Raw genomic sequence first — 20,290 nt, forward strand, 5'->3', positions numbered from 1 at the left:
GGCGGTGGCAGCCGGCGCCGGATCGGCCGGCGTCGGCGAAGGCGCCGGGGCCAGTTCCGGCGCGGCGGCTTCGTTGATGGCTGCGGGCAGCGCCGCCGGCATCGGCAGCGGCACGACCGCTTCAACCATGCGCGCGCCTTTCAGCGCCAGGTCCGTCACCTCGATCACGCCGTCGTTGGCGAAGGCCAGCGCCCGCTCCAGGATATTTTCCAGCTCGCGCACATTGCCGGGGAAGGAATAGCCGCGCAGCGCATCGAGCACGCCCTCGCCCAGCCGCACCTTGTGTTCGAAAGTGCCCAGCCGTTCCAGGATTGCGCCGGTCAGCACGGCCAGGTCGTCCAGCCGTTCGCGCAGCGGCGGCAGGCTCAATTCGATCACGTTCAGGCGGTAGAACAGATCCTGCCGGAAGCTGCCCTGCTCCACGCACTGCGCCAGGTTCTTGTGGGTCGCACTAATAATACGCACATCGACCGGCTCCTCGGCCGTGGCGCCGATCTTGCGCACGCGCCGCTCCTGGATCGCGCGCAGCAGCTTGACCTGCATCGCCAGCGGCAGGTCCGCCACTTCGTCGAGCATCAGCGTGCCGCCGTTGGCCGCCTGGAAGAAGCCGTCCCGCTCATCGGCCGCGCCGGTGAACGCGCCCTTGCGGTAGCCGAAGAACTCCGCCTCCATCAGCGCCTCCGGGATCGCGCCGCAGTTGACCGCGATGAAAGGCTTGCCCGCGCGTGAACTCTGCGCGTGGATCTCGCGTGCCGCCAGCTCCTTGCCGCTGCCCGATTCGCCGTTGATGGCGATCGGCGCCATCGAGCGCGCCAGCCGTTCGATCTGCGCGCGCAGCGCCTGGATCACGGCCGACTCGCCCTTCAAACGGCTGGCCGCCTGCGCGGCGTCGGGCGCTTGGCCGGCCGGCGGCTCGGCGTTCAGCCGCAGCGCCGACTGCACCATCACCCGCAGCTGGTCCAGCGCCACCGGCTTGGAAATGTAATCGAAGGCGCCGGCCTTGAGCGCGATGACGGCGTTGTCGGCGCTGCCGAAAGCCGTCACCACCGCGATCGGCGTGTTCTTATATGCAGCGCTGACTTCGCGCACCAGCTCCAGCCCCAGGCCGTCCGGCAGGCGCATATCGGTCAGCACCAGTTGATAGTCATGCTCCGGCGCCGCCAGCAGGCCGCGCGCCTGCGCCAGCGTCGCGGCGCTGTCGACGTCCAGCCCCATTTTCAGCAGGGTCAGTTCCAGCAGTTCGCGCAGGTCGGCTTCATCGTCGACGACCAGCACGCGAGGGGCGCGTTGGGAACCTCTAGCAGTCATCAAGCAGCCTCTCTACTTTTGCGCCGGATGGGCGAAGGTGATTACAAACCGCCCGCTGGAGCGCGGCGTGCCATCGGGGCTGTCCTTGATGTCGAAACGGTATTCGTAGTCCAGCCGCGCCTCGTTATTCAAACACAATTCGCGCGCCAGATACAGTCCCAGCCCCGTTCCTTTGCTGGATGTGGTGTAAAACGGCTCAAACAGGTGGGCCCGCACCTCGGGCGAGATGCCCGGGCCGTCGTCCTGCACATGCAGTTCCATGCGGCGCGCCTTGTCGCTCAGCAGGTCCATGCGGATCGATTCCGGCCCGCCGCTGGCGTAGCGCACCGCGTTGTTGAGCAGGTTGAGCACCACCTCGCGCAGGTGCAGCGCATCGAAGCGCACCAGCGTGCCGGGCGGCGCCGAGGTGCCGATGATATCCGGCGGCAGGCCGTGGGTCTCGACGAATTCCGCCTTCAGCTCGGCCAGGAAGACCGCCAGCGCCAGCGGCTCGCTATGCGGCTGCACCTTGCGCGACAGCTGCAAGATATCCTCGACCATGCGATTCACGCGCGCCACGTTGTCGCCGACGATCTTCAGCAGCCGCAGGTGAACGGTGCTGTCCAGGTCCTCGCCCAGCAACGAGGTGGCGTGGCCGATGGCCGACAGCGGATTGCGCACCTCGTGGGCGATGCTGGCGGTGAGCCGCCCCATCGACGCCAGCTTCAGTTGCTGCGCCTGATTTTCGATGCCGGTCACGTCCTGCAAAAAGATCACGCTGCGCTCCGTGCCCAGCCCCTCCGTATTGACCGCCGCGAAGCGCACCTTCAAGTGCGCGGCCAGGTCGCGGCGCGCGCTCCACGCGGCCGTCACGTCCTGCAGCGCCGCCTCGGCATAGGGCTTGATGGTGACATAGGCGGTGCTGCGCGTGGCATCGTCGCGCCATTCGGCATAGGCTTGCGCCAGCGGCGCCAGCGCGGCGGCGGCCGACAGCCGGAACTTCATCTCGGGACCGATCATGCCCAGCATCTGCTGCGCCGCCGGATTGCCGGCGAAGACCTGGCCGCCGGCGTCGATCACCAGGATGCCGTCGCCGACGTTGGCCATCACCAGCCGGTTCACCGCCTGCTGCACGGTGATCTCGACGCCGCGCCGTATCGCCAGCTCCTCCTGGCCGATCAACTTGGCGGCCATGCGGTTGACCACGAACACGGCGGCGAAGAAGGCGGCGCCGTACAAGCCGGCCTGCAAATAAGGCTGTTCGCCCTCCATCATGAACACCTGCCAGGTGCTTTCGGCCAGCATGAACAGCGCCACCAGCGAGGCGCAGAACAGCGACAGCAGCAGCGGCGCCAGGATGGCCGAACCGGCCAGCGGGAATAAATAGAGGATGGCCAGGCCGCTGCGCAAGCCGCCGCCGGCCACATACAGCAGCGAGATCACGGCCAGGTCGCAGGCGATCTGCGACAGCAGTTGCAGCAGGAAGCGGCGCTGCCAGTAGACCGCCATCAGCGCGAAGGCGATCGCCAGGCCGAGATAGATCAGGCAAATCTGCAGGTAGAGATACGGCCCGGAAGCGCGCAGGCCGTGGTTGTCGAAGCTCAGGTAGACCAGCAGCACCAGCGCGATCACCACCCGCGTGGCGTTCAGCGTTTGCAGCGAGCGCCAGAAGGTTGCGCGCGATTCAGCCGATAAAGCCTGCAGGCGCGCGATCACGCCGGAACCTAGGCTGCCGGCAGCGTGGCGTGGGCCGCGCTGCAATAGTCGCGGCCGCGCGCCTGCACGGATTCCGATGCCGGATAGAAGATGCCGCAATGGGCGCACTGCAACATGGTTTCAGCGTCGGCCACCGATTTGGCGGCGGCACGCGCGCCGTCCGGCTGCTGCGGCGGCTGGCGGAACTGCTGCTGATGACGCTTCTGCGCGTCGCGGATCTTGCTGCGGATGGCGAAGATCACCAGGAAAACCAACGCCAGCCAAAAGATAATACGGCTCATGCCCAACCCTTATGCAAAACCACTTCGAACACAAAACGGCTGCCGACATAGGCCAGCAACAAGGTGGCGAAACCGGCCAGCGTGAAGCTGAGCGCGGTCTTGCCGCGCCAGCCACGGAAGCGGCGGCCCGCCAGCAGCGAGGCAAACAACACCCACGACATCATGGTGAACACCGATTTGTGGTCCCATTTGAGCGCCTGGCCGAACAGCTGTTCCGAGAACACGATCCCCGACAACACCGTCAAACTCAGCAAGGCGAAGCCGAAGCCTATCATGCGGAACAGCAGCTTCTCCATCGTCAGCAGCGCCGGCAGCCGGTCCAGCGCGCTGGACATGAAGCTCTTGGCGTCGGTGCCGGCGTGCAGCCGCTTTTCCTGCAAGGCCATCAGCACCGCATGGAAGGCGGCCACCGTCAGCGTGCTGTAGGCCAGCGTGGCGATGGCGATATGCCAGCCGAACAGCGGCGACTTGCCCTCCAGCGGAATCACATTGCCGGGGAAGCCGGCCTGCAGCGCCGCCGCCAGCGCGGCGTTCGGCATGACCAGGCGGCGCATGCCGTCCAGGCTGAAATTCTGGTTCTCTATCCAGTACGCGGCCACCGACACCCACAGCGCCGACGACAGCATGGCGGCGAAACCGATGCGGATGGTGCCGGCGCCGCCGGCCACTTCCGACCACAGGCCGGCGCCGTGCAGCACCCAGGCGGCCGCCGTCAGGGCGGAAATCAGCCCGGCGCGGCGCGACGGCAGCGCGGCACATATAAGATACAGCGCGATGGCTGCGAAGAGTAAAGGAGTCTGCATGTCCCTCAGTTTACACCATCGCTCAGTCGACGGCTGCCATGCGCAGCTCGTCGTTGTGATGGCGTTGCTGTTCTTCCATCACCAGTTGGCCCAGTTCGCGCTTCAGGGCGTTGAACTCGGCGGAGGCCGGATCGCGCAGGCGCGGCAGTTCCACCATCAGGTCGCGCTTGACGGTGCCGGGGCGGTAAGTCATGACGACGATGCGGTCGGCCAGGTAGATCGCCTCTTCGATGCTGTGCGTGACGAAGATGATGGTCTTCTTCAGCTCGGCCCAGATGCGCAGCAGCTCGTCCTGCAGGTTGCGGCGGGTCAGCGCATCGAGCGCGCCGAACGGTTCGTCCATCAGCATGATCGGCGAATCGAGCGCCAGCACGCGGGCGATGGCGACCCGCTGGCGCATGCCGCCGGACAGGTCTTTCGGAAAGCGGTTGCGGAAGTCGGTCAGCGACAGCATGGCCAGCAGCTTGTCGACGATGGCGTTGATCTCGGCCTTGGCCATGCCCTTGATCTCCAGGCCGAAGGCGACGTTGTCGGCCACCGTCATCCACGGGAACAGCGCGTATTCCTGGAACACCATGCCGCGCTCGGGCCCGGGCGCCGTCACTTCCCTGCCGTCGGCGAGGATGCGGCCGGAGCTCGGCGGCGCGAAGCCGGCGATGGCGTTCAGCAGCGTGGACTTGCCGCAGCCCGAAGGCCCGAGCAGGCAGACGAACTGGCCCTGCGGGATCTCCAGGTCGATATTCTTGAGCGCCACCAGCTGGCGCTCGGCGGTCTGGAACACCTTGCTGACATTGGCGACGACGATGTGGGGCGGGTTTGCAACACTCATCATCAGTTCTCCAGGCCGCGGTGCCAGCGCAGCAGATGGTTGTTCAGTTTGTTGACGGCGGTGTCGATGATCAGGCCGATCAGGCCGATGGTAATCATGCCGGCCATGATCTTGTCCGACCAGAAGTACTCGCGCGCCTCCAGGATGCGGAAGCCCAGGCCGTTGTTCACCGCGATCATCTCGGACACGATCACCACGATGAAGGCGGTGCCGATGCCGATCCGCACGCCCGACAGGATGTACGGCACGGCGGCCGGCAGGATCACCCGCAGGAACATGGTGCTGCCGCTGGCGCCCAGGTTGCGCGCCGCGCGCAGGTAGATGCTGTCGACCTGGCGCACGCCGGCGATGGTGTTCATCAGCACCGGGAAGAAGGCGCCCAGCACGATCAAAAAGATGGCCGGCGGATTGCCCAGGCCGAACCACAAAATCGACAGCGGGATGTAGGCGATCGGCGGAATCGGCCGCAGCAGCTGCATCAGCGGATTGAGCCAGGCGTACACGGTCTGGCTGGCGCCCATCACCAGGCCCAGCGGCAGCGCCAGCGCGGCGCCGATGGCGAAGCCGACCACCACGCGGTACAGGCTGCCGAGGGCGTCGACGATCAGCTCGCCCGACACGGCCCACATCAGCCAGCTACCCTGCTCCGGGCTGTACGGCTGGATCGGCAGCAGATAGGCGATCCAGCGTTCCAGCACCGCCAGCGGCGACGGCAGCATCTGCGGATTGGCCCAGCCCTTCATCGACACCACCTGCCAAAAACCGATCACCAGCACCGGCACGATCAGGCCGACGCCGGCCTCCTTCAGCTTGAACTTGGCCATTTACTTGACGCCCAGGCTTTTCTTGGCGCCGTCCAGCAGATCGGTCTTGACCCATTCCTTGGCGGCCGGCGGTTTGCTCATGCGGCCGACGCCGGTCTTGAACATGACGTCGGTGGTGATCTGGATGTGCTCGGGCGTGATGTCGTAGGAATACGGCGAATTGCCGATGGCGTCATCGAAATCGTCCTTGGTGATCTGGCCCTTGAACACGGTCTCGCGCACATACTTCTCGGCCACGGCCGGTTGTTCGATGAAAGTCTTGGTCGCTTCGACGAAGCAGCGCATGAACTTCTCGGCCAGCGGACGCTTCTCCTTGTAGAACTTCTCGGTCATCACCATCGTGCGGATCGGCTCGCCGATCGGGGTGTCGTAGGGCTTGAGGATCTCGTTGCCATAACCCTTGTTGATCGATTGCGACGATTGCGGTTCGGAGTTCATCATGGCGTCGATGTTCTTGCCCAGCAGCGCCTGGTTCAGATCGGCGTAGGCCAGGTAGATCAGCTGCACATCCTTGCCCGGCTGGTCCGACGCGCTCAGGCCGGCCTGCTGCAGCTCGGCCAGCAGCAGCACTTCCTGGATGCCGCCGCGCGTGACGCCGACTTTCTTGCCCTTCAAATCCTTGACGCTTTTCAGTTTCAGCTCGCTGCGGCCGACCAGGCGCGCGCCGCCCTTGGCGAAACCGGCCACCACGAAGATGGGCGCGCCGCTGGCGCGGCCGGAGATCGCCGCTTCCGACGCCGTCGTGCCGACATCGAGCTCACCGGCGATGATGCCCTGCATGACGTCCAGCCCTTTGGCGAACACCCGCTCCTCGACCTTGATGCCGCACTTGGGCGCGATCTCCTTGATGTAGGAGACGGCGCCATAGTGGGCGAACTTCAGATTGCCCAGGCGGACCACCTCTTGCGCCTGCGTGGCGCCGGCGGCCAGCATGGCGGCGATGGTCAAGGTCCTGGCGATAGCGTTCAGTTTCATCCGTCTCTCCTGTCGAGTGTGGTACCACTTTTTTCAGTGCAGATCATACCAAGCTGGAGAGCGCTTGCCTATCGCTCAATCACGGGGACAATCATGGCCGAGTGCGCAGCCGGGCCTGCCGTTCGGCGCTCGGCGGATGGCTGGAGAAATAGGGCGGCAGCTTGCCGCCGTCCAGCTTGTCCAGCTTGGCGAACACCGCCGCCAGATGGTCGAGCGCGATGCCGTTGTGGCGCAGCATGGCGGCCGCGTAATCGTCGGCTTCCTGCTCGGCGTCGCGCGAGTATTTCATGTCCAGCGCCAGCGCCGGCAGCGTGCTCAGCACGGCGGAGATGTCGCCGAACACCAGCGAGGTGGTGGCCGTCACGGCCGAACTCTGGATGATGCGGCGCGTCATATGGCGCCGCTGCAAATGGCCCAGCTCGTGCGCCAGCACGCCCATCACGGCTTCGTCGTCCTGCAGCAGCGCGACCAGCTGGTCCGTCATGACGATGTCGCCGGACGGCAGCGCGAAGGCGTTCGGGCCGACGAGGCTGCTACGGAACAGCAGTTGCCAGGTGGGCGCCGGGCCGTCCGACGGCGGCGGCGCCAACGCGGCAAAGCGGCGCCGCAATTGTTGCTGGCGGGCCGGCGCCAGCGTCGACGGCGCGAACATCTGGCGGTCGAGCGCGGCCAGCACGCCCTGCCCCAGCTGGCGTTCGACCGACAGCGGCAGCGCGGCGGCGATCCAGCCGGCGGCGGCCGGCAGAAAATATAAGTAGCCCAGCGCCAGCAGCGCCACCGTGCCGACGGCCGCGACCAGCACGCCGCGCCAGCTGTGCTGCAAGCGCACCACCGGACTGTCGCGGTGGCCGGTTTGCCGCAGCAATTGCTCGAAGCCGGCCAGGTCGTCGATTTCCATGTAGGCGCCGTCGGCGAACGTCACCTTGCGCGCCGCGTGGCGGCTGCGCTCGGAGACGCGCAGCTCGGCCAGCGGCGCCTCGCGTTCGGCGTCGCCTGCGAGGCGGGCGACGCCGCCGGCCACCGTCAGCGTGACGCGGTGCAGGCGCGACGTCTGGCCGTCGAAGTAGCGCGCGGCCACCGGCGGCACGGGCTGCTGCGCCTCGCTCAGCGTTTCGCTCATAGCGACAGGTCGTAGTCCATGAACTCGGCCATGCCTTCGCCGGTCGCGCCGACTTCGCCGTCCTGCACGGCGGTGATGTCGTCCAGGCTGCCATCGACCAGCAGCGACATCGACTCCAGGCGGTAGCGCATCGCCCGCACGCGCGCGAACGGCAGGAACAGGCCCAGCGTGCAGATCACGGCCAGGTAGTTGGTGAAGGTGATGAAGGCCAGACGGCCCCAGCGCATGTCGGAATGGAAGCGATGCTGCTCCAGGCTGGTGTGGTTCCAGATCAGCTTTTGCAGCATGTTCATGAACAGCGGATAAACCACAAAGGCCCAGCCGTAGAAAGCCAGCAGGAACAAGCTGGTTTCACCGATCGCCTGGGCGCTGCTGGCCGGCGCCGGCGTGTTCCGGATCATCAGCTGGAACAGCGCCACCACGCCGGCGCCACCGATCACAAACAAGCAGCCATATAGTTTATAAAAATCGGCGACGCTGCCGTCGAAGGAGAAGCGCGCCTTGCCGTAGCGGCTTTCGTTGTGCTGCCAAGCCTTGGCGCGCTGGTGGATGAAAGGCGTGGCCAGGCCGAAGCTGACGACGTTCAGCAGCGGCCGCACCATGTAGTTGGTGTAGGCGTCGTGCACGTCGCCGACGAAGCGGAAACGGATGCCGCGGTAGCTGGTGTTATGCAGGCGGAACTGCAAGCTCTTCCAGATGAACCACGGCGAGGCCGCGGCGATGTAGATGCCGAAGATCACGGCGGCGACGATGCGGCCCTTGAGGATGGCGACCGGATTGCCGTGGTATTCGAAGGTGCTGCCGGCCAGCTCGGTGCTGGAATAGAAGTACTGGTTGCGCCGCACCTTGGCCCAGGCCGAATAGATGCCCAGCGTGACGATGGTCAGCAGCAGGTTGACGATCCAGATGCGGAAGTACTCGCCGCCGGTGGCGTGAAACCGCACGCGTTGTTCTTGTTCCATACGATGCCCTTGATATTAGCAAAGCATTAACGATGCCAATATTAAACAACGTTGTCAATGGGAAACTGATTTTTGGCTGCGCTTGGTGACAATGCGCGCATTTTTCCCTGGCATCGAAATGAGATAATAAGATGGCAATATTGTATAAATAATTATTCCAATTTTCGAAAGCCACGCTTGAATTCCACCTTCCGCACCTCCGCCCATTGTGCCGCCGTCGCGCTGGCTTTGACGCTGACCGCCTGCGGCGGCGGCGGCTCCTCGTCACCGACCGCAGCCACTAATCCGCCACCTAACCCAGTCACGCCTGGCATACCGGGCACCGATCCGACGACGCCGGTGACGCCGACCGCGACCACACTGACCTTGAGCGCCCCGCCGGCCCAGGTGGCCGCCGGCGTGCCGGTTGCACTGAGCGCGACGCTCAACGGCGCCGGCGCCGTCAGCTGGACGCTGGCGCCCGGCAGCGCCGGCAGCCTGTCCGCCGCCAGCGGCAACAGCGTCAACTACCTGCCGCCGGCGCGCATCAATGCCGCCAGTCAGGTGACGATCACCGCCACCTCCGGCACCCTGAGCCAGAGCCTGCCGCTGAACCTGGCCCCCGATCCGGCGCTGGCCGGCCTGACGCTGACGGCCGGCACCATCGGCGGCCACTTCATGCTGGACGGCCAGGGCGCCGACGCCCGCTTCGACCTGGTCGCCGACATGGCGGTCGATAGCGACGGCAATACCTATGTGGCCGACAGCCGCCCCGGCGCTCCCAGCGCGGTGCGCCTGCTGGCCAAGGATGGCAGCGTCAGCACGCTGACGGCGGCCGTCAACGGCCACGCCGACGGCGACCGCAGCCGCGCACGGGTGGAAAGCGTCAGCGCGCTGGCGGCCTGCGGCAACGGCAAGCTGTACCTGCTCGACAGCGGCGCCCAGGCCAGCTATGTGCGCACGCTGGCCAGGGATGGCGGCATCGCCACCGTCGCCACGCTGCCGGCGGCCTACACCACCGCGCGCCGCCTCTTCTGCGACGACAGCGGCACGGTCTACGTGGCCACTGCCACCGCGCTGGGCAAGCTGGGCGCGGACGGCGGCGTGCAGACCGTGCCGGGCCTGACGCTGCCGGGCGACCCGGCGGTGCCCATGGATTATCTGGTGGACCGTCATGGCAATATCTATTACTACACCACCGTGTTGTATGCCAGCCAGGGGAACACCAGCATCTACCGCCGCACGCCGGCCGGCGTCGTCAGCACGGTGATCGCCTTGAATGCGAAGGCCTACGCGGACGGCCCGGTCGCCACCGCCGGCGTTACCGCCCCCGGCAGCCTGGTGCTCGATGCCGACGACAATCTGCTGCTGCTCGACAATGACCAGTTCGCCGGCGGCAGCGGCTACCGCGTGCGCAAGATCAGCGGCGGCGCCATCAGCACCATCTATCACGGCGGCTCCCTCGGCAACTATATGCACCAGAATAACGACCTGCCCGGCCAGTTGCGGGTGGCAGCCGACGGCAGCCTGCTGCTGTCCTACCAGAGCATCGTCAACCGCATCAGCGGCGGCAAGGTGGTGGCGCTGGCCGGGCTGCACGACGACACCGAGGCCCGCAGCATCGACGGCCAGGGCGGCGCGGCGCGCTACTATCTGCCGGGCGGTCTGGCCGCCGACAGCGCCGGCAATGTGTATTCGGTCGACGGCGCGGACGATCCGCAACCGCTGCCATATATGTACAGCCACATCATCGTCCGCAAGACCACGCCGTCCGGCGCGGTCAGCACGCTGGCGACCGGCGACAATCCCTTCGCTGCCCGCGCCGGCGGCGTGGCGCTGGCGCGCGACGGCACCGTGTATGTCACGCTGCTGGGTCGGAACATGAAGCCGACGTCGCAGGGCGTGATCTACCGCGTGGTGGCCGGCAAGCTGCAACTGGTGGCAGGCGCCATCGACAGCTTCGGCCAGGACGCGCCTGTCAGCGTCGACGGCGCCGGCGCGGCGGCCCGCTTCGCCTGGCCGCAGCTCAACGGTGTCGACGCCGACGGCAATCTGTATGCGACCGACCGCGACGCCACCGGCGCGGCGGCGGCCTACCGCAAGATCACGCCGCAGGGCGTGGTCAGCACCATCGCGGCGATCCCGCGCAGCGTGCTGGCGGCGCCGGACGGCTATCTCTACAGCGCCGATCCGGCGCAGGGCGTGATCTGGCGCACGGCGGCCGACGGCAGCCGCAGCGTGGCGGCCGGTGTGGCCGGCCTGCCGGCCCAGGGCACGGTGCTGGGCGCGCTGCCGGCGCGGCTGGACCGTCCAACCAGCATCGTGCCGACCGGGCCGCACAGTTTCGCGGTCTCGGCCGGCGGCGCCCTGCTGCGCCTGGTGCTGCCGTAACGGCGCCGCCGCAGGCATGGCGCCTGCGGCTCAGTCCTTCAGGTATTTGTCGTAGATGGCGCGGTAGCGGCCGCTTTTGTGCAGATGCGCCAGGCCGGCGTTGAAGTCGTCGCGGATGGCGGCGCTGCGGAACACCGGCCGGTAGTCGCCGGCGTCGGCGCGGATGAAGCTGTGCTCGTCCACCGGCGGCATCACGAAACCCGGCTCGCGCTTGCGCTGCATGCGGGTGTAGTACTGGAAGATGCTGCGGTCGCTCAGCACGATCTCGTAGCGGCCCAGCGCCAGCAGCAGCGGCTGCGACTCCTGGTGATTGCTTTCGACATAGTCGTGGCCGCGCGTCAGCGGCTGCAGCCACACCGGGTAGCGCGCGGCCGCGCCGACGAAGGAAATCACCGTGTGGCCCTGCAAATCCTCCGGCCGGCGTATCACCAGCTTGCTGCGCTTGAGCGTGTAAAACACATTGTCGTAGATGACCGGCGGCGTGCCGTAGTAGCCGCCGTGCGGCGTCATGTCCTCGCCGACATCCATCATGATGGCGTCCACCGCGCGCGTCTTGAAGCTGGCCGGGATGCGGCCCATCGGCAGGTAGCGCGCCTGCAGCACATGGCCGCGGTAGGCCAGCGCCTCGCGCACCAGCTCGACCTCGATGCCGGCGTCCTCTTTGACCAGGATAAACGGCGGCAGATTGTCGCCGAAGGCCATGGCGACATTGGCCGCCCCGGCCGGACCGGCCAGCGCCGGCATGGCCGCCAGGAAGATGCGCGCTCTGTTCATGCATTAAATGATAACAGGCTCTCCGCGCCCGCGGCCTGCCCGATGGGGTAAAATGACGGCCACTGTTCATTCCGGGTTCATCATGCTAGACAATCTTACCCAACGCCTTGCCAAGGTCGTTAAAACCATGCGCGGCGAGGCCCGCCTGACCGAAGCCAACACCGCCGAAATGCTGCGCGAAGTGCGCCTGGCGCTGCTGGAGGCCGACGTCGCCCTGCCCGCCGTGCGCGAATTCATCGCCAAGGTCAAGGAAAAGGCCCTGGGCGAAGAAGTGATTTCCTCGCTGACGCCGGGCCAGGCCCTGGTCGGCGTGGTGCAGCGCGAGCTGGCCGCCATCATGGGCGCCGACCTCGGCCCGGAAGCGGCGCAGCTGAGCTTTGCCCAGCAGCCGCCCGCCATCATCCTGATGGCCGGTCTGCAGGGTGTGGGTAAAACCACCACCGTCGGCAAGCTGGCCAAGTACCTGAAGGAAGAAAAGAAAAAGAAAGTGCTGACCGTGTCGGCCGACGTCTATCGTCCCGCCGCGATCGCCCAGCTGCAATCGGTGACCGGCCAGGTCGGCGCCGACTTCTTCCCGTCCACCGCGCAGGACAAGCCGGTCGACATCGCGCTGGCCGCGCTGGACTGGGCCAAGAAGCATTACCACGACGTGCTGATCATCGACACCGCCGGCCGTCTGGGCATCGATGAAGAGATGATGAAAGAGATCGCCGCCGTGCACGCGGCGGTCAAGCCGATCGAAACCCTGTTCGTGGTCGACGCCATGCTGGGCCAGGATGCGATCAACACCGCCAAGGCCTTCAACGATGCGCTGCCGCTGACCGGCATCGTGCTGACCAAGCTGGACGGCGATTCGCGCGGCGGCGCCGCGCTGTCGGTGCGCCACATCACCGGCAAGCCGATCAAGTTTGCCGGCGTGTCCGAGAAGCTGGACGGCCTGGAAGCGTTCGACCCGCAGCGCATGGCCAACCGCGTGCTGGGCATGGGCGACATCATGGCGCTGGTGGAAGAGGCGCGCAAAGGCGTCGACAGCAAGGCCGCGGCCGAGCTGGCGGCCAAGGTCAAGTCGGGCGGCAAGTTCGACATGAACGACTTCAAGGCCCAGCTGGGCCAGATGAAGAAAATGGGCGGCATGGCCAGCCTGGTGGACAAGTTGCCGGCGCAGTTCCAGCAAGCGGCCGGCGGCGCCAACATGGACCAGGCCGACAAGCAGGTGCGGCGCATGGTCGGCATCATCGACTCGATGACGCCGCAGGAACGCGCCAAGCCGGAGCTGATCAAGGCCACCCGCAAGCGCCGCATTGCGGCCGGCGCCGGCGTGCAGGTGCAGGAAGTGAACCGCATGCTGACCCAGTTCGAGCAGATGCAGACCATGATGAAAAAGCTGTCCGGCGGCGGCATGATGAAGATGATGCGCTCGATGAAGGGCATGATGCCGGGCATGCGCTAAGCCGGGGAAAAGCCCGCCGGACACAGGGAAAGCGCGCCTTGACGGCGCGTAGCCCCGGGAAAGCCCGTGTTTACGTGGTGTTTCCGGGAAAAAACGCGAAAAACACTTGCATACTCGGTAAATCACCACCAATATTAGCCGGTGCGATCAATTGCGCAATTTTCCATGTGTTCGTTAAGGAGGCTCGAAGATGGCAACAGCCAAAAAAACCCCAGCAGCAGCACCAGCTAAGAAAGCTGCCGCGAAACCGGCAGCCGTAAAAAAGGCAGCACCCGCAAAAGCAGCAGCCAAGCCAGCAGTGAAAAAAGCAGCCGCACCGGCCGCACCGCGCAAACCGAACGCCGCCTTCATGAAAGCGATGACGCCATCGGCCACCTTGGCCGCCGTAGTTGGCGCGACCCCGCTGCCTCGCACCGAAGTCACCAAAAAAGTCTGGGATTACATCAAGAAGCTCGACCTGCAAGATCCGGCCAACCGCCGCATGATCAATGCCGACGACAAGCTGAAAGCTGTATTCGGCGGCAAAGCCCAAGTATCCATGTTCGAAATGACCAAGCTCATTTCCGACCACCTGAAATAAGCGCAGCGGCCAGTACAGCCGCGCCGGGATGCCGTCACCGCCAACGCGTTGACGGCATTTTTTATTGCACCTTCCAGTTGTTCCAGGCCGACAGCACGGCGTTCGGATATTCCGGCTTGCCGCGGCTGCCGTTGTAGCGGCCCAGCGCCAGGTAGAGGTTGCCCGACTCCATGTCGATATACATGCGCAGGATGGCGCAGCCGTAGCGCAGATTGGTCTGCATATTGAACAGCGCACTGCGGTTGCGGTCGCCGATCACATTGGTCCAGAACGGCATCACCTGCATGTACCCGCGCGCGCCCACGATCGACACCGCGTACTTGCGATACGCCGATTCGACCTGGATCAGCCCCAGCACCATGCCCGGCTCCAGGCCGGCGCGGCGCGCTTCGTACCAGACGGTGGCGAGGAATTCGTTGCGGGTCTGCTCGTCGGGCAGCTTGCGCTTCAGGCGCAACGACACCTGCGCCAGCCAGCCCTGGTAGCGCAAACGTTCGGCGTCGGTGCGGAAAGTCGGCTGCGGCGGGGTCGCATCCTTGATGGCGTTGGCCAGCGCCAGCCGAACCGAATCGGCCAGCGCTTCTTCCTTCTGGTTGCCGGCATGGGCGACCGACGCCAGGCACAATGCCAGCGCCAGCGCCGCCAGTCGTTCCCGCGCACGCGGGAACCCATAGAACCTGTCCGCAGTAGCGAAGCATGGATTCCCGCTTGCGCGGGAATGACGGCGTGTCACGATCACGCCGCCATTTTGCCTTTGATGAAGCTGACGATGTCGGCCACCGGCACGGCGGTCGCTTCGGTGTCGCGGCGGCCCTGGTATTCCAGGTTGCCTTCCTTCAGGCCACGGTCGCCGATCACCACGCGGTGCGGCACGCCGATCAGCTCCCAGTCGGCGAACATGCCGCCCGGACGCAGGCCACGGTCGTCGAGGATGACGTCGATGCCGGCCGCCTGCGCGTCGGCGTACAGCTGCTCGGTCGCTTCCTTGACCGCTTCGCTGCGGTCCATGCCCATCGGGCACAGCACCAGTTCGAACGGCGCCAGCGAGGTCGGCCAGATGATGCCCTTGTCGTCGAAGTTCTGCTCGATCGCCGCGCCCAGGATGCGGGTCACGCCGATGCCGTAGCAGCCCATCTGCAACGGCGCAGGCTTGCCGTTCTCGTCGAGGAAGGTGGCCTTCATCGATTCCGAATACGCGGTGCCCAGCTGGAACACGTGGCCGACTTCGATGCCGCGCTCGATCGCCAGCACGCCCTTGCCGTCCGGCGAGGCGTCGCCCGCCACCACGTTGCGCAGGTCGGCCACGATGGTCGGCTCGGCCATGTCGCGGCCCCAGTTGGCGCCGGTGTAGTGGAAGCCGGCGTCGTTGGCGCCGCAGACGAAGTCCGCCATGTTGGCGACCGTGCGGTCGGCCACCACGGTGACCGGCGCCTTGGTGCCGATCGGACCCAGGTAGCCAGGCACGCAGCCATACACTTCCAGGATCTCGGCTTCGGTCGAGAAGCGGTGCGCGGCCAGGCCGGCGACCTTGCCGACCTTGACTTCGTTCAGCTCATGGTCGCCGCGCAGCAGCAGCATGAAATACTGTTTAGCTACTTTGCCGTCGGTCTCGGTTTCCACCGTCAGCGCGATGGTTTTGACGGTCTGCGACAGCTCCAGCTTGAGCAGCTCGGCCACCGCTTCGCACTTGGTGGCGTTCGGGGTCGAAGTCTTGGTCAGCGCCTGCGCGGCGGCCGGACGGCTTGCCGCCAGCGGCAGCGCCTCGGCCGCTTCCATATTGGCGGCGTAATCCGAGGTGTCGCAATACACGATGGCGTCCTCGCCGGTGCTGGCGATGACGTGGAATTCGTGCGAACCGGTGCCGCCGATGGCGCCATTGTCGGCCGCCACCGCGCGGAACTTCAGGCCGAAGCGGGTGAAGATGGCGACGTAGGCGTCAAACATGATTTTGTACGAAGCCTGCATGCCGGCCAGGTCGCGGTCGAAGGAGTACGCGTCCTTCATGGTGAACTCGCGGCCGCGCATCAGGCCGAAACGCGGACGGCGCTCGTCGCGGAACTTGGTCTGAATGTGGTAAAAATTCAACGGAAGCTGACGGTAGGATTTAATTTCCGAACGCACTACATCGGTAATCACTTCTTCCGACGTCGGCTGGATCGCGAAATCGCGGCCGTGTCTATCCTTCACGCGCATCAGCTCCGCGCCCATCTTGTCCCAGCGTCCGGTCTCCTGCCAGAGCTCGGCCGGCTGCACCAAAGGCATCAGCAGCTCAATGGCGGCGGCCTTGTTCATCTCTTCGCGGACGATGGCCTCGACTTTGCGGATGACACGCAGACCCATCGGCATGTAGGTATAAATGCCCGAACCGAGGCGTTTGATCATGCCGGCGCGCATCATCAACTGATGGCTGACGATCTCGGCGTCGGAAGGCGCTTCTTTAAGCGTGGAAATAAAAAATCGTGAGGCGCGCATACGGTGAATTCTTTTTAAAAAGAGAGAGTTATAATCAACCTAATTTTAAAGGATTAGCTGGCTGATGCGTCCATACTTTATACAAATGCGTTCAATTGATGCCTCTCCGGCCGTTTTCGTACCCCGAAAACCCAGCCGGAGCGCGGTTTTGTGGGCAAAAATATAAGCAGGGAGCTAGGTCGCAGAAAGTTTGAGGTGCAAAATGCTCGATCGTGAAGGGTTTCGACCCAACGTCGGCATCATCCTGCTAAACGCCCAGAACGAGGTGTGGTGGGGCAAGCGGGTGCGCGAGCACTCTTGGCAATTTCCGCAAGGCGGCATCAAGTACGGAGAAACGCCGGAACAGGCGATGTATCGGGAGCTGGAAGAAGAGATCGGATTACGGGCAGAGCACGTCAAAATCGTCGGCCGCACGCGCGATTGGCTGCGCTACGAGGTGCCCGACCACTTCATCAAGCGCGAAATTCGCGGCCACTATCGTGGCCAGAAGCAGATTTGGTTCCTGCTGCGGATGTGCGCGCGCGACAACGACGTCAACCTGCGCCTGACCGACCATCCGGAATTCGACGCCTGGCGCTGGCATGATTACTGGGTGCCGCTGGACGTGGTGATCGAGTTCAAGCGCGAGGTTTATCAGCGCGCCTTGCAGGAGCTGTCGCGCTTCCTGACCTGGCCGGCCAACGGCCACGACCGCCGGCATCACGGTTCGCGCTATCTGCGCCAGCCGCATCCGCCACGGCCGAATCCGGAACCGCCGGGTTCGACCTGCGGCACCGAAGCGCCTGCGGCAGCAGCCGCAGCCGAGGCGCCGCCCGAGCCGCAAAAGAAAAGCGGGTGAAAAAAGCCCCCATCAGCCTGAACGCGCTCAAGAGCGCGCCCAGTGCCGATGGGGCTTTTTTTTGCCTGGCGCCCTAGCGGTATAATGGCGCCATGTTTAATCCATCTTCCGACGACGTGCGCCGCTTCTTTTGCGAGACCTTCCGCAAGCAGCGCGACCATGAAATCCTGACTCCGCTTGAAGCCATGGCGGCCGACTGGGTGCGCCACCATCCCGAATACCACGACGTGCTCAGCGATGTCGACAGCGCGCTGGCGCGCGACTACTCGGTCGACGGCGCCCAGGCCAATCCGTTTTTGCACCTGTCGATGCACCTGTCGATCGACGAGCAGATCTCGATCGACCAGCCGCGCGGCATCCGCGACGCCGCCACCGCGCTCACGCTCAAGCTCGACGACGCCCACGCGGCGCAGCATGAAATCATGGAGTGCCTGGGCGAGATGATCTGGACCGCCCAGCGCAACGGCACACCGCCAGACGGCGACGCCTACATCGAAGCGATCAAGCGCCGCCTGTAACAGCGGGGGTCAAGTCTGACATTCGGACACGGCCTCTGCCATAAAAAAAGCCACCGGCCTGGACGCGCTCAAGATCGCGCCCAGTGCCGGTGGCTTTTTTATTCGCTGTGTTGCGGCTTAGCGGTGCACCGCCAGCGTGCCCGGCAGGCTGTGCAGGTAGGCCGCCAGATCCTTGATGTCCTGGTTGCTCAGCGGCTTGACCTGGCCGGTCATGATCGCATTGTTGCGGCCGTTGGCGCCGTCGCCGCGCTTGTAGGCGGTCAGCGCGTGTTCCAGGTAATCCTTGTGCTGGCCCGCCAGCTTCGGATAGCTCGGATCGATCGGGGTGTTGAAATCCTTGCCGTGGCAAGCGAAGCAGCTGTACTTGTCGGCCAGCGCCTTGCCGGCGTCGACATTGCCGCCTGCCAGGGCGGAGCTCGATACGGCGGCGAAGCACAACGCGGTGATCAGTTTTTTCATGGGGGCTGTCCTCATTTCGCAGCGGTGGCGGTGACGGTCTGCTGCGCGTAGAACGCGGCGACATCGGCGATATCCTGGTCCGACAGGCTGCTGGCGATGCCCTTCATCGACGGATGTTTGCGATCGCCTTTTTGATACGCCTTCAGCGCACTCTCGATGTACTTGGCAGATTGGCCGCCGATCATCGGCACCTGGAACACTTCCGGGAAGGTGGCTTTGTAGCCGGGGATCCCGTGACAACCGATACACATTTCAATCTTGGCTTTGGCGTTCTGGGCGTTGCCCACGACGTCCGCCGCCGGGGCGATTTGCGCGATGCCTGCGAGCACGAGGAGTGCGGTGATTTTTTTCATGGCGTTTGCTAGGTAAGTAATCGGATACTACCGCGGATGCAAAACTTGACTTTTGCACTATCAGCCTGCGATTCTAACTCAAGAATATAGCCAAGGCTACACACAATCATTGCCAGAACAACACACTGTCCAGGCCGCCGACCCGAGCACCTCCTCTAGCGTTCTCCCCTATACTGGCGCTTATCCCCATCTTTTCGAGATTGCACCATATGCACGCCACACCCCGCTTTGAAGGCTCCGACCAGTATGTCGCGACGCATGACCTGAAACTGGCCGTGAATGCGGCTTTGACGCTGCAACGGCCGCTGCTGATCAAGGGCGAGCCGGGCACCGGCAAGACCATGCTGGCCGAGGAAGTGGCCGCCGCGCTCAACATGCCGCTGATGCAGTGGCACATCAAGTCCACCACCAAGGCGCAACAAGGTTTGTATGAATACGACGCAGTGTCGCGTTTGCGCGACTCCCAGCTCGGCGACGAGCGCGTGCGCGACATCCACAACTACATCGTCAAGGGCGTGCTGTGGCAAGCCTTCACCGCGCCGGAGCCGGTGGTGCTGCTGATCGACGAGATCGACAAGGCCGACATCGAGTTCCCCAACGACCTGCTGCGCGAGCTCGACCGCATGGAATTCTATGTCTACGAGACGCGCGAAATGGTGCAGGCCAAGCACCGCCCGCTGGTCATCATCACCTCCAACAACGAGAAAGAGCTGCCGGACGCCTTCCTGCGCCGCTGCTTCTTCCACTACATTAAATTCCCCGACCGCGACACGATGGAACAGATCGTCGCCGTGCACTACCCGAACCTGAAAAAGGAATTGCTGGCGCAGGCGCTGCAAACCTTCTACGAGGTGCGCGACGTGCCGGGCCTGAAGAAGAAGCCGTCGACCTCGGAATTCCTCGACTGGCTCAAGCTGCTGATGGCCGAGGACTTGCCGCCGGAAGCGCTGCGCAGCAAGGACGCCAAGGCGGTGGTGCCGCCGCTGCACGGCGCGCTGCTGAAGAACGAGCAGGACGTGCACCTGTTCGAGCGCCTGGTGTATATGAACCGGACCAACCGCTGATGAACCAGCTCGCCCACCCCGCCGCCCCGATCGCCCCGGTCACGCTGGAACTGCACGGCGTCCGCCTCGAACCGCTGGGCCCGCAGCACGCCGACGGCTTGCGCGCGGCCGCCCGCGACGGCGAGCTGTGGACGCTGCGCGTGACCTCGGTGCCCGAGCCGGAACAGGTCGACGCCTACATCGCCACCGCGCTGGAAATGCGCCCCGGCCGGCTGGCCTTCGCCGTGGTCGATGCCGCCAGCGGCACGGTGCTGGGCACCACCAGCTACCACGACATCGTGCCCACCATCGCCCGGCTGGAGATCGGTTATACCTGGTATGGCAAGAGCCACCAGCGCAGCCACGTCAACACCACCTGCAAGCTGCTGCTGATGACCCACGCCTTCGAGACGCTGGGCGCGGCCCTGCTCGGCCTGCGCACCGACAATTTCAACTTCGCCTCGCAGGCCGCCATCGAACGGCTGGGCGCGAAGAAGGATGGCGTGCTGCGCCACCACGCGCTGCGCCGCGACGGCACCGTGCGCGACACCGTCATGTACAGCATCGCCGCCGGCGAATGGCCGGAGATCAAGGCGCAGCTGCGCTACAAGCTGGCCCTGCACGGGACGCGCTGAC

At 65.1% G+C, this 20,290-nt stretch carries 21 protein-coding genes; 7 read left to right on the top strand and 14 right to left on the bottom strand.

Annotated elements, in window-relative coordinates; genetic code table 11:
* The 9 genes from GEV02_RS31535 to GEV02_RS31575 form a co-directional block, all read right to left on the bottom strand.
* On the bottom strand, positions 1 to 1,308 hold a 1,308-nt coding region (locus GEV02_RS31535), incomplete at its 3' end, for a sigma-54-dependent transcriptional regulator (RefSeq protein WP_152841753.1).
* Positions 1,309 to 1,320: 12 nt separating this feature from the next.
* Positions 1,321 to 3,003 carry a sensor histidine kinase gene (locus tag GEV02_RS31540; protein WP_328595963.1) on the bottom strand — a complete coding sequence of 561 codons (1,683 nt, stop codon included), beginning with the start codon at positions 3,001 to 3,003 and terminating at the stop codon, positions 1,321 to 1,323.
* Between the two features lie 8 nt (positions 3,004 to 3,011).
* Positions 3,012 to 3,284, bottom strand: a complete 273-nt coding sequence (locus GEV02_RS31545; RefSeq protein ID WP_152841754.1) for a PP0621 family protein — start codon at positions 3,282 to 3,284, stop codon at positions 3,012 to 3,014.
* Positions 3,281 to 4,087: a cytochrome C assembly family protein gene (locus GEV02_RS31550; protein WP_008452129.1), complete on the bottom strand. Its 807-nt coding sequence runs from the start codon at positions 4,085 to 4,087 to the stop codon at positions 3,281 to 3,283. Before GEV02_RS31550 ends, GEV02_RS31545 begins: the two co-directional genes overlap by 4 nt.
* Before the next feature lie 22 nt (positions 4,088 to 4,109).
* The gene (locus GEV02_RS31555) at positions 4,110 to 4,919 is read right to left on the bottom strand and encodes an ABC transporter ATP-binding protein (RefSeq protein WP_174999434.1); all 810 of its coding nucleotides are present in this window, start codon (positions 4,917 to 4,919) and stop codon (positions 4,110 to 4,112) included.
* The gene (locus tag GEV02_RS31560) at positions 4,919 to 5,740 is read right to left on the bottom strand and encodes an ABC transporter permease (RefSeq protein ID WP_152841755.1); all 822 of its coding nucleotides are present in this window, start codon (positions 5,738 to 5,740) and stop codon (positions 4,919 to 4,921) included. Before GEV02_RS31560 ends, GEV02_RS31555 begins: the two co-directional genes overlap by 1 nt.
* Positions 5,741 to 6,715, bottom strand: a complete 975-nt coding sequence (locus tag GEV02_RS31565) for an ABC transporter substrate-binding protein (RefSeq protein ID WP_152841756.1) — start codon at positions 6,713 to 6,715, stop codon at positions 5,741 to 5,743.
* 91 nt (positions 6,716 to 6,806) lie between these two features.
* Entirely contained in the window at positions 6,807 to 7,835 is a 1,029-nt protein-coding gene (locus tag GEV02_RS31570; protein ID WP_152841757.1) for a M48 family metallopeptidase, read from the bottom strand.
* Entirely contained in the window at positions 7,832 to 8,797 is a 966-nt protein-coding gene (locus tag GEV02_RS31575) for a YjgN family protein (RefSeq protein ID WP_152841758.1), read from the bottom strand. The genes GEV02_RS31570 and GEV02_RS31575 overlap by 4 nt, the downstream gene beginning before the upstream one ends.
* Positions 8,798 to 8,974: 177 nt before the next feature.
* Between GEV02_RS31575 and GEV02_RS31580 the strand changes: the two genes are divergently transcribed.
* Complete coding sequence (locus tag GEV02_RS31580; protein ID WP_152841759.1) at positions 8,975 to 11,167, top strand: NHL repeat-containing protein; 2,193 nt, start codon at positions 8,975 to 8,977, stop codon at positions 11,165 to 11,167.
* A 30-nt stretch (positions 11,168 to 11,197) separates the two neighbouring features.
* Here the strand turns inward: GEV02_RS31580 and GEV02_RS31585 are convergent, their stop codons facing one another.
* Positions 11,198 to 11,941, bottom strand: coding sequence for a substrate-binding periplasmic protein (locus GEV02_RS31585; RefSeq protein ID WP_152841760.1), 744 nt, complete (start codon positions 11,939 to 11,941; stop codon positions 11,198 to 11,200).
* Between the two features lie 82 nt (positions 11,942 to 12,023).
* Here GEV02_RS31585 and ffh point away from each other — a divergent pair, with 82 nt between their 5' ends.
* Positions 12,024 to 13,391, top strand: a complete 1,368-nt coding sequence (gene ffh, locus GEV02_RS31590; protein WP_152841761.1) for a signal recognition particle protein — start codon at positions 12,024 to 12,026, stop codon at positions 13,389 to 13,391.
* Positions 13,392 to 13,581: 190 nt separating this feature from the next.
* Positions 13,582 to 13,971, top strand: coding sequence for an SWIB/MDM2 domain-containing protein (locus GEV02_RS31595; RefSeq protein ID WP_152841762.1), 390 nt, complete (start codon positions 13,582 to 13,584; stop codon positions 13,969 to 13,971).
* A gap of 61 nt (positions 13,972 to 14,032) precedes the next feature.
* Here GEV02_RS31595 and GEV02_RS31600 read toward each other — a convergent pair whose 3' ends face one another.
* Both GEV02_RS31600 and GEV02_RS31605 read right to left on the bottom strand, forming a co-directional pair.
* Entirely contained in the window at positions 14,033 to 14,608 is a 576-nt protein-coding gene (locus tag GEV02_RS31600) for a lytic transglycosylase domain-containing protein (RefSeq protein WP_152841778.1), read from the bottom strand.
* A 98-nt stretch (positions 14,609 to 14,706) separates the two neighbouring features.
* Complete coding sequence (locus GEV02_RS31605) at positions 14,707 to 16,443, bottom strand: proline--tRNA ligase (RefSeq protein ID WP_152841763.1); 1,737 nt, start codon at positions 16,441 to 16,443, stop codon at positions 14,707 to 14,709.
* Between the two features lie 202 nt (positions 16,444 to 16,645).
* Between GEV02_RS31605 and GEV02_RS31610 the strand changes: the two genes are divergently transcribed.
* Together GEV02_RS31610 and GEV02_RS31615 are read left to right on the top strand one after the other, a co-directional pair.
* Entirely contained in the window at positions 16,646 to 17,281 is a 636-nt protein-coding gene (locus tag GEV02_RS31610) for an RNA pyrophosphohydrolase (protein ID WP_152841764.1), read from the top strand.
* A gap of 92 nt (positions 17,282 to 17,373) precedes the next feature.
* The gene (locus GEV02_RS31615) at positions 17,374 to 17,799 is read left to right on the top strand and encodes a DUF1841 family protein (RefSeq protein ID WP_070272482.1); all 426 of its coding nucleotides are present in this window, start codon (positions 17,374 to 17,376) and stop codon (positions 17,797 to 17,799) included.
* 117 nt (positions 17,800 to 17,916) lie between these two features.
* On the opposite strand, the gene GEV02_RS31620 is transcribed toward GEV02_RS31615, so the two are convergent.
* Positions 17,917 to 18,258, bottom strand: coding sequence for a c-type cytochrome (locus GEV02_RS31620; protein WP_152841765.1), 342 nt, complete (start codon positions 18,256 to 18,258; stop codon positions 17,917 to 17,919).
* Between the two features lie 11 nt (positions 18,259 to 18,269).
* Positions 18,270 to 18,611 carry a c-type cytochrome gene (locus tag GEV02_RS31625; protein WP_152806814.1) on the bottom strand — a complete coding sequence of 114 codons (342 nt, stop codon included), beginning with the start codon at positions 18,609 to 18,611 and terminating at the stop codon, positions 18,270 to 18,272.
* 209 nt (positions 18,612 to 18,820) lie between these two features.
* Here GEV02_RS31625 and GEV02_RS31630 point away from each other — a divergent pair, with 209 nt between their 5' ends.
* Together GEV02_RS31630 and GEV02_RS31635 are read left to right on the top strand one after the other, a co-directional pair.
* Entirely contained in the window at positions 18,821 to 19,675 is an 855-nt protein-coding gene (locus tag GEV02_RS31630) for an AAA family ATPase (RefSeq protein ID WP_152841766.1), read from the top strand.
* Positions 19,675 to 20,289, top strand: coding sequence for a GNAT family N-acetyltransferase (locus tag GEV02_RS31635; RefSeq protein ID WP_152841767.1), 615 nt, complete (start codon positions 19,675 to 19,677; stop codon positions 20,287 to 20,289). Before GEV02_RS31630 ends, GEV02_RS31635 begins: the two co-directional genes overlap by 1 nt.
* The last annotated feature ends 1 nt before the right edge of the window (position 20,290 follow it).

Source organism: Rugamonas aquatica (assembly GCF_009380215.1).
Taxonomy (GTDB): Bacteria; Pseudomonadota; Gammaproteobacteria; order Burkholderiales; family Burkholderiaceae_D; genus Rugamonas; species Rugamonas aquatica_B.

Excerpts from the sequence above, each read along its gene's own strand:
- GEV02_RS31545 (WP_152841754.1), bottom strand. The coding sequence starts at position 3,284 with ATGAGCCGTATTATCTTTTGGCTGGCGTTGGTTTTCCTGGTGATCTTC.
- GEV02_RS31550 (WP_008452129.1), bottom strand. The coding sequence starts at position 4,087 with ATGCAGACTCCTTTACTCTTCGCAGCCATCGCGCTGTATCTTATATGT.
- GEV02_RS31555 (WP_174999434.1), bottom strand. The coding sequence starts at position 4,919 with ATGATGAGTGTTGCAAACCCGCCCCACATCGTCGTCGCCAATGTCAGC.
- GEV02_RS31560 (WP_152841755.1), bottom strand. The coding sequence starts at position 5,740 with ATGGCCAAGTTCAAGCTGAAGGAGGCCGGCGTCGGCCTGATCGTGCCG.
- GEV02_RS31565 (WP_152841756.1), bottom strand. The coding sequence starts at position 6,715 with ATGAAACTGAACGCTATCGCCAGGACCTTGACCATCGCCGCCATGCTG.
- GEV02_RS31570 (WP_152841757.1), bottom strand. The coding sequence starts at position 7,835 with ATGAGCGAAACGCTGAGCGAGGCGCAGCAGCCCGTGCCGCCGGTGGCC.
- GEV02_RS31575 (WP_152841758.1), bottom strand. The coding sequence starts at position 8,797 with ATGGAACAAGAACAACGCGTGCGGTTTCACGCCACCGGCGGCGAGTAC.
- GEV02_RS31585 (WP_152841760.1), bottom strand. The coding sequence starts at position 11,941 with ATGAACAGAGCGCGCATCTTCCTGGCGGCCATGCCGGCGCTGGCCGGT.
- ffh (WP_152841761.1), top strand. The coding sequence starts at position 12,024 with ATGCTAGACAATCTTACCCAACGCCTTGCCAAGGTCGTTAAAACCATG.
- GEV02_RS31595 (WP_152841762.1), top strand. The coding sequence starts at position 13,582 with ATGGCAACAGCCAAAAAAACCCCAGCAGCAGCACCAGCTAAGAAAGCT.
- GEV02_RS31605 (WP_152841763.1), bottom strand. The coding sequence starts at position 16,443 with ATGCGCGCCTCACGATTTTTTATTTCCACGCTTAAAGAAGCGCCTTCC.
- GEV02_RS31610 (WP_152841764.1), top strand. The coding sequence starts at position 16,646 with ATGCTCGATCGTGAAGGGTTTCGACCCAACGTCGGCATCATCCTGCTA.
- GEV02_RS31615 (WP_070272482.1), top strand. The coding sequence starts at position 17,374 with ATGTTTAATCCATCTTCCGACGACGTGCGCCGCTTCTTTTGCGAGACC.
- GEV02_RS31620 (WP_152841765.1), bottom strand. The coding sequence starts at position 18,258 with ATGAAAAAACTGATCACCGCGTTGTGCTTCGCCGCCGTATCGAGCTCC.
- GEV02_RS31625 (WP_152806814.1), bottom strand. The coding sequence starts at position 18,611 with ATGAAAAAAATCACCGCACTCCTCGTGCTCGCAGGCATCGCGCAAATC.
- GEV02_RS31630 (WP_152841766.1), top strand. The coding sequence starts at position 18,821 with ATGCACGCCACACCCCGCTTTGAAGGCTCCGACCAGTATGTCGCGACG.
- GEV02_RS31635 (WP_152841767.1), top strand. The coding sequence starts at position 19,675 with ATGAACCAGCTCGCCCACCCCGCCGCCCCGATCGCCCCGGTCACGCTG.